The organism is Paraburkholderia hospita, from assembly GCF_002902965.1.
Classification (GTDB): Bacteria; Pseudomonadota; Gammaproteobacteria; order Burkholderiales; family Burkholderiaceae; genus Paraburkholderia; species Paraburkholderia hospita.
The window spans coordinates 3,352,777-3,368,478 of record NZ_CP026105.1 but is presented as its reverse complement, the minus strand read 5'-3'; the positions used below and the strand labels follow the sequence as shown (position 1 = coordinate 3,368,478).

Here is a 15,702-nt window from a genome sequence, read left to right as displayed (position 1 = left end):
GATTGCCGCATGGCGTTGATTAAGGCGACATTGTACGCGGTCGCCTCGCCGTGCCTCGCGGCAAGTATCGCGCACGGGCGCGATGCGCTACCCGCGCGGGCCTACGTCCGTCAGCCCTTCGTTGCCGTATTCGAGGCTGACGGCGCGGTTGACGGGGCAGCGGACGGCCCCGAGGTCGATGCCGGACACGTCACAGCCGCGCCGCGCGCCGGGGCCGCCGCGAGATTGCGCACGGCCGCCGCGATCTCCGTCGCAATCCGCTGGACCGCACGCCGATGCCCTTCGGCAAGCGCATCGTAGCCGCCCGAAACAGGCTCGCTGACCACACTGCGGCAAGTCAGCACGGCCTGCGTGCGCACGGCGCGCACGCTCCACACCGCGTCGATCTGCGCGCGCGAGCCGGGCCACGACTCGAAGCGCTGCACGTTCACGCTGACGCGATAGACGGGCACGCGGTCCGGATACGGCGAGCCATATACGTCGATCGTGCCCAACTGCTGCGTCAGCGAACTGGACAGCGCGCGGCGGATCTCGTCGCCCGGCAGCGACGCCCAGCGTTCCTGTTCGAGCACCTGCACCTGGGTCGGTCCTGTCTGCACGACGAACTGGTTTTTCGCCACTTGCGGTGGCACGTCGACAGGCGGCACTTCGATCAGGAACGCCGGGTTGCTTGCGGTGCGCACGGCATCCGGCGACTGGTCGCCTGCGGAGAGCGTGTAGAAGTGGCTCGGCGGCGACGAACACGCAGCCAGCGCGGCAATCAGCAGGGCAGAAAGCGCGGCGGCGCGCATCGTTCGGGGGACGCGTGCAAACGTCATGGCTTGTCTCCTGATTTACCGCGCAGCAACGATTCGGGGTGGCGTTCGAGGTAGTCCGACAGCGCATTCAGCGACTGCAGCGTGCGCGTCAGTTCCTGCAGCGCCTGATGCACGTCGGATTGCAGCGGCGAGTCCTGCTGCAGCGTCGCTTCCGCCGAGCCGAACGTTTGTTTCGCGGCCGCGAGCGTGTCGCGCGTCTGAGGCAGCACTTCCTTGTCGAGCTGCGTGAACAGGTGGTCGGCGTTTTTCAGGGCGGCGTTCAGGTTGTTGCCGATCTGGTCGAACGGCACCTGATCGAGCTTCTTCGCGATATCGGCGATCTGCAGTTGCAGTTCGTCGAGCGAGTTCGGGATCGTCGGCAGTTCGATCGGGTCGCGCGTGACGTCCACGGTTGCTTTCGGCGCCTTCGCGAACAGATCGATCGCGACGTACAACTGGCCCGTTAGCAGATTCCCTGTGCGCAACTGGCCGCGCAGGCCGTGGTTGACGAGCGCGAGCAGCATACGGTGGCTGTCCTCGCTACCCGTGTCGGGCACCGGCTGACCGCGCGAGCGGCGACGCAGGCGGTCCGGGTAGAGATCCATCGTGACGGGCATGTTGAAGTTCTTCGTCTGCGGATCGTATTCGACGCCGATGTTCGTCACCTGGCCAAGCACGATGCCGCGGAAGTCGACGGGCGCGCCGACGGACAGCCCGCGCAGCGACTGGTTGAAGTTCATCACGACGTGCACCGGCTCGCCGTCGGGCTCGCGCATCGCGTCGACTTCGTCCGAGCCGAGGCGGAACGTCATGTTGTTCGGCGCCTGCACGCCGACGGCCTGGCCGGGCGGCGACTGGAACGCCAGCCCGCCGACGATAACCGTCGCGAGCGACTGCGTGTTCAGCTTGAAACCGCTCGAATCGAGCCGCACGTCGACGCCGCTCGCATGCCACCAGCGCGAGTTCGTGCCCACATACTGGTCGAACGGCGCGCTGACGAACACCTGCACGGTGACGCCCGTGCCGTCCTTATCGAGCGAGAAGCCCGTCACCTGGCCGACCTGCACGCGCCGGTAGAACACTGGCGAGCCGATATCGATCGAACCCAGCGATTCACCGCGCAGCGTGAACTGATGGCCCTTCTGGTCGACGGTGACGGCGGGCGGCGATTCGAGGCCGACGAACTGCGTCTGCGTTTCCGTCGAGCGTCCGCCGTCCACGCCGATATACGCGCCCGACAGCAAGGTGCCGAGCCCCGACACGCCGCTTGCGCCGATGCGCGGACGCACGACCCAGAAACGGCTGTCCTTCACCGCGAAGTCTTCGGCTTCCTTCGTCAACTGCACTTCGACGTTCACGCGCGAGTGGTTCTTCGCGAGCTTGATTGCCTTCACGAAGCCGATGTCGACGTCCTTGTACTTGACCTTGGTCTTGCCGGGCTCGAGCCCTTCCGCGCTGATGAAGCTGATGTTGATGGTCGGCCCTTTCTCGAGCACCGACTTCACGACCAGCCCGACGCCGATCAGCGCCGCGATCAGCGGAATCACCCAGACGAGCGAAGGCAGCCAACCCCGTTTCGTGACGATCTCGGGCTCGGGCACGGGGTCGTTCTTCGGCGGGCCGGAAGGTGGCGTCGGCGCTTGAGGGCTATTCATGTTTCGGGTCCTGAGGTTTTACGGCTTTTCGGCTTGTTTGGGGCGGCGTCGCCAGGTTCTTTGTCCACGTCGTCCCAGATCAGGCGTGGATCGAATTGCATCGAGGCGATCATTGTGAGAATCACGACCGAGCCGAACGCGAGCGCGCCCGGTCCCGCCGTGATGACGGCCAGCGACTTGAAGCGCACCAGCGCGACCGTCAGCGTGATGACGAAAATGTCGAGCATCGACCAGCGGCCGATGCGCTCGACGATCCGGTACAGCTTGGTGCGTTCGAGCGGCCGCCATGTCGAGTGGCGTTGCGCGGTGATGGTCAGCAGCACGAGCACCGTGAGCTTGAGCATCGGCACGAGAATGCTCGCGACGAACACGATGATCGCCAGCGGCCAGTCGCCCGAGGTCCAGAAGTAGACGACACCGCTCATGATCGTGTCGTCCTCCGTGCCGACCAGCGAGGCCGTGTGCAGCACGGGCAGCAGGTTCGCGGGGATGTAGAGCACGGCGGCTGCGATCAGCAGCGCCCAGGTGCGCATCAGGCTGTCGGGGGTGCGACGGTGCAGGACCGCGCCGCAGCGCGTGCAGCGTTGCTCTTTGACGCGCATGCGCGGCTGAACGCGCGAGCACGCGTGACAGGCGACCAGACCGGCGCGCGAGGCCGTGGTGTATTTCATCGGCCCGTCATCCCCGGTGCGGTGCGGCCGAACCATCGACGTCCGGTGCGCCTGCCGCGCGATCGTCTCGACCGTCGGGCGTGCCGCCATCCATGTCGTCGCGCGCTTCGTCTTCGCGTGCGTGCCGTTCACGCCGCGCCTGCAGCACGCCGAGGGTTTCGGCAACATCCCACAGCGTGCGCGGGTCGAACGTGACGACCACGACGAACATCAGCGTGAGCGCGCCGAACGCGAACATCGCGGCTTCGGGAATCACGCGCGCGATGCTCACCATTTTCACGATCGTCACCAGCACGCCGAGCATGAAGACTTCGATCATGCCCCACGGGCGCACGAATTGAATCGCGCGCAGCACCTGGTTGAAGAGCGGCGGCAGATAGCCCGCGCGGATCGGCAGCAGAAGATAGAGCAGCGCGAGCAGTTCGGTGAGCGGAAAGAGCGTGGTCGAGCAGAACACCATGATGGCGACGACCTGCATGTTTTCGTCCCACAGCGCGACAATGGCGCCGAGCAGACTCGTCTGCGACGTGATGCCGTTGGTCTCCAGCTCGACGATGGGGAAGCCCTGCGCGATCAGGAACGTGATCAGCGCGGCGACCGTCATCGCCGTGATGCCGTCCAGCCGACCCGATGCGCTCCAGTACAGCATCGCGCCGCACCGCTGGCAGCGCGCAATCCGCCCGCGTCCAAGGCGCGGCTTCTGGAACAGCGCGTCGCATTCGTGACAGGCAATCAGGTGGTCATTTTCCATGCAGGCAATCGGGAAACGATGTTGTTGTCGTGGTTGCGGTCGGTGTCTTACAGATTGTTGCCGCGCAAGTGACTCGCACGTCACGGCCCGGGGGCAATAGTATCAAAGCTCGCCATGGTGACGCCGTACAGGTGGGTGCTTGCGGCCGGGACGGCGGATGCAGCGATCGGCGGCCCGTCGTAGGCTTTGTCCGACAGATGCGGTGCGCATCCGTTCAAGCGGGAACAGCAAGTTCCGCGCCGCGCGTAATGGTGTCAGCCAGTTACCGCCGCTTGCGGTACGATGAGCGCCGCGCAGACCGTTGGCGCCGATGCCGGACGCGAGCGGAATAATGGCATCGCCCGGGTCGTTTAACTTTCATGTTGGCGTCGGATCTGTCATGGCACATACCTCTTCGTTTCATTCGTTTTCGGCGCGCGGTTCGTCATACACATCGATGGCCATCGCGCTGCACTGGCTGATCGCGCTGCTGATCGTCTGCGGATTCGCCCTCGGCTGGGTGATGACGGACATCCCCGGTTTCACGCCGACCAAGCTCAAATACTTTTCGTGGCATAAATGGATCGGCGTGACTGTGTTCGCGCTGGTCATCATCCGCATTCTGTGGCGCGCGACGCATGCCACGCCGCCGATGCCCTCGCACATGCCCAAATGGCAGCGCGGCATCGCGCATCTCACGCACTTCCTGTTGTACGTGCTGATGGTCGTGATCCCTGTGTCGGGCTATCTGTACAGCTCCGCGGCGAACGTGCCCGTCGTCTATCTCGGGCTCGTGCCGCTGCCGCGCCTGATCGCGCCCGATCCGCATCTGAAGGAAGTGTTGAAGTCCGTTCACATCACGCTGAACTACACGCTGCTCGTGCTGGTCGTGTTGCACGTGCTGGCGGCGCTCAAGCATCAGATTTTCGATCGCGACGGCCTGTTGTCGCGCATGATCCCTTTCCTCAAATAAGGACAAACATGAAGGTATCGTTCTATCGCTACATGCTCGCCGCGTTTGCGGCGGCGTCGCTGACCGCGTCGGGCGGCGCGTTCGCGCAGGTCGACATGGGCAAGAGCACAGTCACGGCGATCTCGAAGCAGATGAACGTGCCTGTCGAAGGCAAGTTCAACAAGTTCACCGCGCAGATTGCGTTCGATCCGGCAAACCCGGCGGCAGGCAGCGCGCAGGTCACGGTCGATTCGTCGAGCTACGATCTCGGCGACGAAAGCTATAACGAGCAGGTGCGCGGCAAGGAATGGTTCGATTCGAAAACCTTCCCGACGGCCACTTTCGTCTCGAGCGCGATCGCCCCTGCGGGCAACAACCAGTTCAAGGTGACGGGCAAGCTGACGATGAAAGGCAAGTCGCAGACGGTCGTGGTGCCCGTCACGGTGACGAAGCAGGGCGCCGCGCAGGTGTATGAAGGTGCGGTGACCGTCAAGCGGTCGCAGTTCGATATCGGCACGGGGGAATGGAAGGACACGTCGGTGGTCGCTGATGACGTGACGATCAAGTTTCATATCGTCGCCGCAGGCAAGTGACCCGTAGCATCCAGACAGAAAGGAGAATGAATTGAAAACGATGCTCTTGATGGTGGCTGGCGCGCTGGCGTCGTCGATGGTGGCAGGCGCGTATGCCGCCGATACTTATCAGCTCGATCCGACGCATACCTATCCGAGCTTTGAGGCCGACCACATGGGTGGGGTGTCGACGTGGCGCGGCAAGTTCACGAAAAGCTCAGGCACGGTGACGCTTGATCGTGCCGCGAAGACGGGCACGGTGGATGTCACGGTGGATACGTCTTCGATCCAGACGGGGAATACGAAGCTCGACGAGCATCTGCGTTCCGGCGATTTTTTCGATGTGGCGAAGTATCCGACAGCGACCTTCAAAGGGACGGCGATCAAGTTTGATGGCGATACGCCTGTTGCTGTTGATGGTCAGTTCACGTTGAAGGGCGTCACCAAGCCGCTGAATCTGAAGATCGACTCGTTCAAATGTATTCAGCATCCTGTGCTCAAGCGCGAGGTGTGCGGTGTCGAGGCGACGGGGGAGTTTAGTCGCGCTGACTATGGGATGGACTTTGGTACTAAATATGGATTTAGCATGAAGACTGTGCTGCATATTCAGGCTGAAGGGATCAAGCAGTAAGGTTTTGGTTTTTGCTGCGCAGGCGGTTTGGTTTGCTTGGGTTTGCGCTGGCATCCGCGTGATGGTGTTGGCCGTTCAAGCGTCGCCCCTGTGCGGGGCGGCACCTACTTTTCTTTGCCGCCGCAAAGAAAAGCAACCGTATTGGAAGTCAAGCGGGAGGCTGTTCCGGGGTGCTGGATTCTCAATGTGGTTGCCGGTTCCGTACAGGCGAGCGCAAACCACGCGAGTGATCGCGTTCAGGCACAGCATCCAGGCAAAGCTATACCGCCGGTTAGTTCGTCGATGGGTTCCAGGGAGTTGAGTTATGGACCATGGCGTTGAGCGTCACGATGAGCTTGCGAATGCACGCGGTGATGGCCACCTTGAAGGGTTTGCCGGCCTGACGCAGACGGTCGTAGAAGGCCCTGATGGTCGGATTGAAGCGCAGCGCGGGGATGCAAGCCATATAAAGCGCGCGCCGCACGATGGCACGACCGCCCTGAATGCGACGCTTGCCGGTGTGCTTGCCGCTATCGGAATTGAACGGAGCAACACCGGTCAGCGCGGCGATCTCGCGGCGGTTCAATGAACCGAGTTGTGGCATGAACGCGATCAGTGTGGCCGCGGCGCCGGGACCGATGCCGGGCACCGAGCGCAGCAGGTCCTCCTTCTGACGCCACGCGGGCGAAGCGCGCAGGAACGAATCGATGTCCCTGTCGGCGACGGTGAGCTGCTGTTTGAGCCATTTGATATGGTCATTCAGGCTTTCCTTAGCCGCGGCATGAGCGCGCTCCAGGCGGGCTTTTTCGGCCACGAGCATGTCGATGAGCTGGGCACGGCGCAGCAGCAGGGCTTGCAGCTGCTCGGTCTGCACATCGTTGAGCGGGCGCACGACGGGTTTGATGACGGCGGCGAAATGGGCGATGACGAACGCGTCGATGCGGTCGGTCTTCGCCCGTTTGCCGGTGGCTCTGGCAAAGTCGCGTACCTGTCGGGGATTAACCGCGACAGCGGGCAGGCCGGCCTGGCAGAGCGCCCTGAGCACGGCGAGTTCGAGCTTGCCGGTGGCCTCCATGACGATCAGGGTGGGACCCAGCGCGATCAGACGCTGGACCAACTGTTGGATGGCGGCGGTTTCATTGTCGACACTGAAATGTTCGGTCGTGTCGTGGATGGCAACGTCGAGCGTGCTACCGCTGACGTCGATGCCGATATAAAGGGACGAAGAAGTCTGGTTCATCACGGTACCCATACTTGCAGGAAAATACGAGCTCGAGGCTCAGTCAACTGTTCGGGTTAAGACGATGAGAAGGACAGTCGCTCAGGCTTTTCTGCGAGCTCAAGGCACTATAGGCAGACGAGCTGACTGTCCGTGTGGCGACAACTGATCGGGTCGGTGCCACGGAGGGGAATATACAAGTAGGCAAAAGAAAGCGGCTAACACCGCCAGTTCTAGTTCTTGCCTGAGGGCCCCCAACCGGTCCCTCACTTCACACGGCAACCTTCCTGTTCGCCTTCGTTGCCAACGCTCTTGCGGTGCGCATCACCCGCTTCACGCGCCCGCAATCCGGCATGCCGTGCCAGATAGTCCAACGCCGCCCAGGTGGCAAACTGTGTGTAGGCCGTCGTACTGCACGCATCTCACTCCAGACCGATAGCGCACGCGTCCCACCATGTAAGAGCGCTAAGCTATACGCTGCGACAACCTACACACAGTTTGCCACCTGGGCGGCACACACCATTCGCTGCCGCTGGCCCGGGTACGGGTATTCGAAGCGGGTGAGGCGTTCATTCAAGCGTTGGCAACGAGCACCAGCCAGGGCACTGCCGTGTGAAGCATGGGGACGTTGGGGGCCCGTGGATAAGAACACGGGCTGGCGGTGTTAGCCGCTTTCTTTTGCCTACTTTTCTTTGCGGCGGCAAAGAAAAGTAGGTGCCGCCCCGCACAGGGGCAACGCTTGAAGAACGAAGGCACATCGCGGATGCCAGCAAAAACCCAGGCAAACCACATCGCGCATGCAATCCCAACCCCATTGCGAACCGCAAAAAACCCCGAGTGCCCTGGCACTTCTCCCCCCTCGTGCAGACTTAATTTTTCCGGTACATATTGAACGAATACGCCGGATCGGTTGCGCGCGCATCGAACCGGCAAAATGAAAGGACCGGGCGTCCAACGCCAATCGCCACAATAACGACTACCCGCGCGCACCTGGAGATCCACAATGAGTTCAACACTAGCCGCGAGCACCGCGCAAACCCGCTCCGATACATGGCGCACGGTGGTCGCCGCGTCGATCGGCAACGCGCTGGAATGGTTCGACCTCGTCGTCTACGGTTTCTTCGCCGTCGTCATTTCGAAGCTGTTCTTTCCGGCCGGCAACGACACCGTCTCGCTACTGCTGACGCTCGGCACCTTCGGCGTGTCGTTCTTCATGCGCCCGCTCGGCGCGATCGTGCTCGGCGCCTATGCCGACCGGGCGGGTCGCAAGGCCGCGCTCACGCTCTCGATCCTGCTGATGATGGTCGGCACGCTGATCATCGCGATCTTGCCGACGTATCAGTCGATCGGTCTCGCAGCCCCGCTGATTCTCGTCGTCGCGCGGTTGATGCAGGGCTTCTCGGCCGGCGGCGAATTCGGCAGCGCGACGGCCTTTCTCGCCGAGCATGTGCCGGGGCGGCGCGGCTATTTCGCCAGCTGGCAGATTGCGAGCCAGGGCCTGACGACGCTGCTCGCCGCACTGTTCGGCATGGTGCTGACAGGCAAGTTGTCGCCGGAACAGATGGCATCCTGGGGCTGGCGCGTGCCGTTCTTCTTCGGCCTGCTGATCGGGCCGGTCGCGTGGTACATCCGCACGAAGCTCGACGAAACCCCCGAGTTCCTCGCCGCCGAAACCACCACCACGCCGATCCGCGATACCTTCGCGAGCCAGAAACTGCGGCTCTTCATCGGCATGGGTATCGTCGTGCTCGGCACGGTGTCGACGTATCTCGTGCTGTTCATGCCGACCTTCGCGATCAAGCAGCTGGGTCTCGCGCCATCGGTGGCATTCGCGGCGATTGCGCTGGTGGGCGTGATCCAGCTGGTGTGCTCGCCGATCGTCGGGCATCTGTCCGACCGTCACGGACGCGTACGCATCATGCTCGTGCCCGCCGTGCTGCTGTTTCTGCTGATCTGCCCGGCGTTCAGCTATCTCGTCGCGCATCCGACCTTCGGCACCCTGATCGCCATGCAGATCGTGTTCGGCTTCCTGATGACGGCGTACTTCGGCTCATTGCCGGGGTTGCTGTCGGAAATCTTCCCGGTCCAGACCCGCACCACGGGTATGTCGCTCGCCTATAACATCGCGGTGACGATTTTCGGCGGCTTCGGGCCGTTCATCATTGCGTGGCTGATCCAGGCGACGGGCTCGAAAATCGCACCGAGCTTCTATCTGATGTTCGCCGCCGTGTTGAGCGTGATTGCGCTGATTGCGGCGCGTCGCAAGTTGGGCTTTCGGTGAATCGGGTTACGCGTTAGTGCAGACGTCGTAAACGACAAAGGCCGGTTCATCATCGAACCGGCCTTTTGCTTTTGCGTTGCTTCCGAAGTATCAGACGCTTTCGATCAAACCTGCGCGCCCGCGTTCGGATCGCTCGGATCGTGGCGTTCCTTCTTGTCCTTGATCAGGTCTTCACGCTTGACGCCCAACCACATGGCCAGCGCCGCCGCGACGAACACCGACGAGTAGATACCGAACAGAATACCAACCGTCAGCGCGAGTGCGAAGTAGTGCAGCGTCGGCCCGCCGAACAGGAACATCGACAGCACCATCATCTGCGTACAGCCGTGCGTGATGATCGTACGCGACATCGTGCTGGTGATTGCGTGGTTGATGACCTCGATCACGCTCATCTTGCGTTCGCGGCGGAAGGTTTCGCGAATCCGGTCGAAGATAACCACGGACTCGTTCACCGAGTAGCCGAGCACCGCGAGCACGGCAGCCAGCACCGACAGCGAGAACTCCCATTGGAAGAACGCGAAGAAGCCGAGAATGATCACGACGTCGTGCAAGTTTGCGATCACGCCTGCGACCGCGTACTTCCACTCGAAGCGGAACGACAGATAGATCACGATGCCCGCGACCACGCACGCGAGCGCGAGCAGGCCGTCGGTGGCGAGTTCCTTGCCGACCTGCGGGCCGACGAACTCGACGCGCTGCAGCTTCGCGTTCGAATCCTGGCCCGTCAGCGCGGACATCACCTGGTCGCTCTGTTGCGCCGAGCTCAGACCTCGCTTCAACGGCAGACGGATCAGCACGTCGCGCGAGGTGCCGAAGTTCTGCACCTGAGCGTCGGCGTAGCCGATCTTCGACAGCGTTTCGCGCACCGGTTCAAGCGGCACGGCGCCCGGATACTGCACTTCGATCACGGTGCCGCCCGTGAATTCCACGGACAGATGCAGCCCGCGATGCAGCAGGAAAAACACGGCGGCGATGAACGTCAGCAGCGAGATCGCGTTGAAGATCAACGCGCGCTGCATGAACGGAATGTCTTTACGGATGCGGAAAAATTCCATGTTCTCTTCTCCGGGACTCAGCGGGATGAACCCGGTTTGTTCGTGCCACCCGGCGCGTTGCGGTTGCGCAGCGTCGGCTTGGCAGCCTGGGCTTTCGCGGCACCGGCGGGCGTCTTGGCCTTCGGCTTTGCTTTCGGCGCCGTCGCTGCGGCGATCGCGCGAGCCGTGTCGGTTTCCGTGTCCGCGTTGTCGAGATAAGCCGTTGCGCCCTCGGCGGCAGCGGGCTTCCACACCTGGCCGATCGCGAGCGATTGCAGTTTCTTCTTGCCGCCGTACCACACGTTCACAAGACCGCGCGAGAAGAACACGGCCGAGAACATCGACGTCATGATGCCGATACAGTGCACGACGGCAAAGCCGCGCACGGGGCCCGAGCCGAACGCGAGCAGCGCAAGACCGGCGATCAGCGTCGTCACGTTCGAGTCGAGAATCGTCGCCCATGCATGCGCGTAGCCGTTCTGGATGGCCAGTTGCGGCGGCGCGCCGTTGCGCAGTTCTTCACGCACGCGCTCGTTGATCAGCACGTTCGCGTCGATCGCCATACCGAGCGCGAGCGCGATAGCGGCAATGCCCGGCAATGTCAGCGTGGCCTGCAGCATCGACAGAATCGCGATCAGCAGCAGCAGGTTCACCGACAGCGCGATCATCGAGATCAAACCGAACAGCATGTAGTACGCGATCATGAAGACGGCGATTGCCGCAAAGCCCCACACCACCGAGTGGAAGCCCTTCTTGATGTTGTCCGCGCCGAGGCTCGGGCCGATCGTGCGTTCTTCGATGATGTCCATCGGCGCCGCGAGCGAACCGGCGCGCAGCAGCAGCGCGAGATCGGTTGCGGCTTGCGGCGTGGGCTGGCCGGTGATCTGGAAGCGGTCGCCCAGTTCCGACTGGATCGTCGCGACCGTCAGCACTTCGCCCTTGCCCTTTTCGAACAGCACCATCGCCATCGGCTTGCCGATGTTGTCGCGCGACACGCTGCGCACCGCGCGCCCGCCGGCGGAATCGAGACGGATGTTGACGGACGGACGCTGATGCTCGTCGAAACCCGCCGATGCGTCGATGATGCGGTCGCCCGTGAAGATCACGGACTTGCGCAGCAGCACGGGCGCGGCGTTGCCTTGCGTGAAGAGTTCGTCGCCCGCCGGAACCGGGTCGCCCGGGTTCGGATGCAGGCCGTTCGGGTCAGCAAGGCGCGCTTCGAGCGTCGCCGTGCGGCCGATGATGTCCTTCGCCTTCGCCGTGTCCTGCACGCCCGGCAGTTCGACGACGATGCGGTCGGAGCCTTGCTGCTGGATCACCGGCTCGGCCACGCCGAGTTCGTTGACGCGGTTATGCAGCGTCGTGATGTTCTGCTTGAGCGCCGCGTCCTCGACCGTCTTCTGCACGGCCGGCGTGAACGTGCCCACCACCTGGAAGCCGCCTGCCGGGTTCGGCTGCGTCGCCCACTGGAGCTCGGAGACGGCCGTCGTCAGTTGCTTGCGCGCATTGTCCGCGACGTCCTGGTCCGCCAGATTGATGACCACCGACTGGTTGACGCGGTTCACGCCGCCATCGCGGATGCCCTTGTCGCGCAACAGCGTGCGCGCATCCGATGCGTCCGAATCCAGCTTCTTGTTCAGCGCGCCTGCCATGTCGACCTGCAGCAGGAAGTGCACGCCGCCGCGCAGATCGAGACCGAGGTACATGGGCAGTGCGTGCAGGGCGGTCAGCCAGCGCGGCGACGCACTCTGCAGATTCAGCGCGACGATGTACTGCGGATCGCTCGGGTCGCTATTGAGCGACTTTTGCAGCAGGTCCTTCACGCGCAGCTGCGTGTCGGTGTCCTTCAGACGCACGCGGATGTTCGCGTTCTGCGAGGAATTGTCGAACGTGACGTCGTCCGGCTTGATCTGGCTGGATGCGAGCGCCGCTTCGACCTGCGACAGCGTGGTCGAATCGAGCTTCACCGTTGCCTTGCCGCTCGACACCTGCACCGCCGGCGCTTCGCCGAAGAAATTGGGCAGCGTGTACACGAGGCCGATGACGAGCGCCACCAGCATCACGACATACTTCCAGAGGGGATAACGATTCATGGGGTGGTCCAACGGGAGGTTGGCTTGAAAGCGATGCGTCCGGCGATGAGCGCGGCGGGCAGAAGCATGCGTGGTTTGCTTCGATCGACGCGAGGCCGCGCCGGACGCGAGAGAGCAGGCCTTACAGCGACTTCAGGGTGCCCTTCGGCAGAATGGTCGTCACCGACGACTTCTGCACGGTGATTTCCGTACCTTCTGCGATTTCGACGCCAACGTAGGCTTCGCCGACCTTGGTCACCTTGCCGACGATGCCGCCGTTCGTCACGACTTCGTCGCCCTTCGCCATGGCGGAGAGCATGTTGCGGTGTTCTTTCTGGCGCTTCATTTGCGGGCGAATCATGATGAAGTACAGCACCGCGAACATCAGAATCAGCGGCAGGAAGCTCATCAGGCTCGATTCGGCGCCACCAGCTGCACTGCCTTGCGCGAAGGCATCGGTAATGAACGACACGTTGGTCTCTCCGTTATAACAATCAAAAAAATCAGCCGGTTATTCTACCACCGGCCATTTGCTGGACGGCACCCGGAACGGGTTTTCCTGACGGCTTGTCAAGGGGGTTGCCGATATTCCGAAAGTTAATTGTAATGTCTGATGCGCTATGTGGGAGAACGGTTTTTACGCGCCCTCTGACGCCGCGTTTAACTTTGCTCAGTTCCGCGCGCCCGGTTTTCGTGAAACAGCTTCCTGAAGGCGTCGAACATCTGCGCGTCGATGGCGTCGCGCATCTCCTGCATCAGTTCGAGGTAGTAGTGCAGATTGTGGATCGTGTTCAGCTGCGCGCCGAGAATCTCGCCGACGCGATGCAGGTGGTGCAGATAGCCGCGCGTGAAATTGCGGCACGTGTAGCAGCCGCATTGCTCGTCGAGCGGGCGCACCGAATTCTTGTGCGTAGCGTTGCGGATCTTGATGTCGCCGAAACGCGTGAAGAGCCAGCCGTTGCGCGCGTTGCGGGTCGGCATCACGCAGTCGAACATGTCGACGCCAGCCGAAACGCCCGCCACGAGGTCTTCCGGCGTGCCGACGCCCATCAGGTAGTGCGGCTTGTCGGCGGGCAGCTTCGGGCCGATATGGTTCAGCACGCGCATCATGTCTTCTTTCGGCTCGCCGACGGACAGGCCGCCAATCGCCAGACCGTGGAAGCCGATCTCCGACAGCCCCGCGAGCGATTCGTCGCGCAGGTCTTCGAACATGCCGCCCTGGACGATGCCGAACAACGCATTCGGATTGCCGAGCCGGTTGAATTCGTCGATCGAGCGCGTTGCCCAGCGCATCGACATGCGCATCGAATCGGCGGCGTCCTGGTGCGAGGTCGGCACGCCGTTGGTCGCGTAGGGCGTGCATTCATCGAACTGCATCACGATGTCCGAGTTCAGCACCTTCTGGATCTGCATCGACACTTCCGGCGAGAGGAACAGCTTGTCGCCGTTGATCGGCGACGCGAACGTGACGCCGTCTTCGGTGATCTTGCGCAGATCGCCAAGCGAGAAGACCTGGAAGCCGCCGGAGTCGGTGAGGATGGGGCGCTTCCAGCCCATGAAGCCGTGCAGGCCGCCGTGCGCCGCGATCGTTTCCAGACCGGGGCGCAGCCAGAGGTGGAACGTATTGCCGAGAATGATCTGCGCGTGGATCTCTTCGAGTTCGCGCGGCTGGATCGCCTTGACGGTGCCGTACGTGCCGACGGGCATGAAGATCGGCGTTTCGACCACGCCGTGATTGAGCGTCAGGCGGCCGCGGCGCGCCTGGCCATCGGTTTTGAGCAGCTCGAATTTGAGGCCGTTATCGGGGCGAACGTGGTCGCCAAGGTAGGCGCCGTGGTCGGCGCGTGCAGTGGTGTTATGACCGTCGGTCATCTTCTGGTACTCCCGTGCAACCGAAGAACAGTCCGGCGCAATTGAAGAACGCCGCCGGAAGGTGTCCGGCGGCGGGTGATGGATTATGCGTTAAGCGCGTCGTCGTGGCGCGTGAGCAGCATTGCGTCGCCGTAGCTGAAAAACCGGTATCGCTCGTCGATCGCATGCCGATACGCCGCGCGGATCGTCTCGATGCCCGCGAACGCCGATACGAGCATCAGCAGCGTCGACTTCGGCAGGTGGAAATTCGTCACCAGCCGGTCGACCACGCGGAAGCAGTAGCCCGGCGTGATGAAGATATCCGTCTCCGCGCTCGTCGCGGCGAGCGGCCGGCCAGCGGCGTCGGCGTCGCGCGCGGCGGCTTCGAGCGCGCGCATCGACGTCGTGCCGACCGCGATCACGCGGTTGCCGCGCGCCTTGGTCGCCGCGATTTTATCGACCAGCGATTGCGGCAACTGATACCACTCGCTATGCATCTTGTGCTCGTCGATATTCTCGACGCGCACCGGCTGGAACGTGCCCGCGCCGACGTGCAGCGTCAGCGTCGCGCGCTCGACGCCTTTTGCGTCGAGGCGCGCGAAGATCGAATCGTCGAAATGCAGGCCGGCCGTGGGCGCAGCGACGGCGCCCGGATTCTGAGCGTAGACCGTCTGGTAGCGCGTTTCATCGAACGCGTCAGGGTCGTGCTCGATATACGGCGGCAACGGCAGGCGGCCGAACTGCTCGATCAGCGTCAGACAGTCGTCGGGGAAGTGCAGCGTGTAGAACGGCTCGACGCGTTCGCCGACGGTAACGTCGAACGCATCGGCGAGGCGCAGCGTCGTGCCCGCGGCCGGACTCTTGCTGGCGCGGATCTGCGCCAGTGCGGTGCGCTCGCCCGTCAGACGCTCGATCAGCACTTCGATCTTGCCGCCACTGGCCTTCTGGCCGATGAAGCGCGCCTTCAGAACCTTGGTATCGTTGAAGACAAGCAGATCGCCGGACTCGATGCAGTCGGGCAGATCGGCAAAACGGCGATCGGCGAGTGTCGCGGGCGAGGTTTGCCCGTTCACTTCGAGCAGGCGGCTCGCGCTGCGCTGGGGCAACGCGACTTGCGCGATCAACTCGGGCGGCAGGTCGAAATCGAAATCGGAAAGCGTGAACATGCGGACTGGCTTGATGCGGTACTTGACGGGATTGCCCCCGGACGAACGCGCGGCTGATTCAACAGCGTCTACGACAGCGCCCGTCGAGCGGC

Annotated in this window: 14 protein-coding genes; 4 read left to right on the top strand and 10 right to left on the bottom strand. The window is 62.9% G+C overall.

Translation table 11 applies throughout. The annotated features are described in order from the left end of the window. Nucleotides 1-110: 110 nt before the first annotated feature. From C2L64_RS15200 to C2L64_RS15185, 4 genes are read right to left on the bottom strand one after another with little or no spacing between them, the layout of a single operon-like run. Complete coding sequence (locus C2L64_RS15200) at nucleotides 111-818, bottom strand: PqiC family protein (protein WP_079486927.1); 708 nt, start codon at nucleotides 816-818, stop codon at nucleotides 111-113. Continuing rightward, nucleotides 815-2,452 carry a PqiB family protein gene (locus C2L64_RS15195; RefSeq protein ID WP_079486925.1) on the bottom strand — a complete coding sequence of 546 codons (1,638 nt, stop codon included), beginning with the start codon at nucleotides 2,450-2,452 and terminating at the stop codon, nucleotides 815-817. Before C2L64_RS15195 ends, C2L64_RS15200 begins: the two co-directional genes overlap by 4 nt. Then, nucleotides 2,449-3,123, bottom strand: a complete 675-nt coding sequence (locus C2L64_RS15190) for a paraquat-inducible protein A (protein WP_090835943.1) — start codon at nucleotides 3,121-3,123, stop codon at nucleotides 2,449-2,451. The genes C2L64_RS15195 and C2L64_RS15190 overlap by 4 nt, the downstream gene beginning before the upstream one ends. A gap of 7 nt (nucleotides 3,124-3,130) precedes the next feature. Continuing rightward, nucleotides 3,131-3,874, bottom strand: coding sequence for a paraquat-inducible protein A (locus C2L64_RS15185; protein WP_090835936.1), 744 nt, complete (start codon nucleotides 3,872-3,874; stop codon nucleotides 3,131-3,133). Between the two features lie 379 nt (nucleotides 3,875-4,253). On the opposite strand from C2L64_RS15185, the gene C2L64_RS15180 reads away from it, so the two are divergent. From C2L64_RS15180 to C2L64_RS15170, 3 genes are read left to right on the top strand one after another with little or no spacing between them, the layout of a single operon-like run. After that, nucleotides 4,254-4,826, top strand: coding sequence for a cytochrome b (locus tag C2L64_RS15180; protein ID WP_090835937.1), 573 nt, complete (start codon nucleotides 4,254-4,256; stop codon nucleotides 4,824-4,826). An 8-nt stretch (nucleotides 4,827-4,834) separates the two neighbouring features. Beyond that, nucleotides 4,835-5,398, top strand: coding sequence for a YceI family protein (locus C2L64_RS15175; protein ID WP_090835938.1), 564 nt, complete (start codon nucleotides 4,835-4,837; stop codon nucleotides 5,396-5,398). 40 nt (nucleotides 5,399-5,438) lie between these two features. Then, on the top strand, nucleotides 5,439-6,008 hold the full coding sequence (locus C2L64_RS15170) for a YceI family protein (protein WP_090835939.1): 570 nt from the start codon (nucleotides 5,439-5,441) through the stop codon (nucleotides 6,006-6,008). Nucleotides 6,009-6,279: 271 nt separating this feature from the next. Here C2L64_RS15170 and C2L64_RS15165 read toward each other — a convergent pair whose 3' ends face one another. Beyond that, on the bottom strand, nucleotides 6,280-7,227 hold the full coding sequence (locus C2L64_RS15165; RefSeq protein WP_208648312.1) for an IS110 family RNA-guided transposase: 948 nt from the start codon (nucleotides 7,225-7,227) through the stop codon (nucleotides 6,280-6,282). 982 nt (nucleotides 7,228-8,209) lie between these two features. On the opposite strand from C2L64_RS15165, the gene C2L64_RS15160 reads away from it, so the two are divergent. Then, nucleotides 8,210-9,487, top strand: coding sequence for an MFS transporter (locus C2L64_RS15160; protein WP_086915381.1), 1,278 nt, complete (start codon nucleotides 8,210-8,212; stop codon nucleotides 9,485-9,487). A 104-nt stretch (nucleotides 9,488-9,591) separates the two neighbouring features. On the opposite strand, the gene secF is transcribed toward C2L64_RS15160, so the two are convergent. The 5 genes from secF to queA form a co-directional block, all read right to left on the bottom strand. Then, nucleotides 9,592-10,542 (bottom strand): protein translocase subunit SecF, encoded by a 951-nt coding sequence (gene secF / locus C2L64_RS15155; RefSeq protein WP_007578640.1) that lies wholly within the window; start codon nucleotides 10,540-10,542, stop codon nucleotides 9,592-9,594. 17 nt (nucleotides 10,543-10,559) lie between these two features. Next, a complete protein-coding gene (gene secD, locus C2L64_RS15150; protein WP_090837016.1) occupies nucleotides 10,560-12,614 on the bottom strand; it encodes a protein translocase subunit SecD in 2,055 nt (684 codons plus the stop codon). Between the two features lie 121 nt (nucleotides 12,615-12,735). Continuing rightward, nucleotides 12,736-13,065, bottom strand: coding sequence for a preprotein translocase subunit YajC (gene yajC / locus C2L64_RS15145; protein WP_007578638.1), 330 nt, complete (start codon nucleotides 13,063-13,065; stop codon nucleotides 12,736-12,738). Nucleotides 13,066-13,253: 188 nt separating this feature from the next. Further along, nucleotides 13,254-14,465, bottom strand: coding sequence for a tRNA guanosine(34) transglycosylase Tgt (gene tgt, locus C2L64_RS15140; protein ID WP_007578636.1), 1,212 nt, complete (start codon nucleotides 14,463-14,465; stop codon nucleotides 13,254-13,256). An 83-nt stretch (nucleotides 14,466-14,548) separates the two neighbouring features. Beyond that, a complete protein-coding gene (gene queA, locus C2L64_RS15135; RefSeq protein WP_090837014.1) occupies nucleotides 14,549-15,610 on the bottom strand; it encodes a tRNA preQ1(34) S-adenosylmethionine ribosyltransferase-isomerase QueA in 1,062 nt (353 codons plus the stop codon). Between the last annotated feature and the right edge of the window lie 92 nt (nucleotides 15,611-15,702).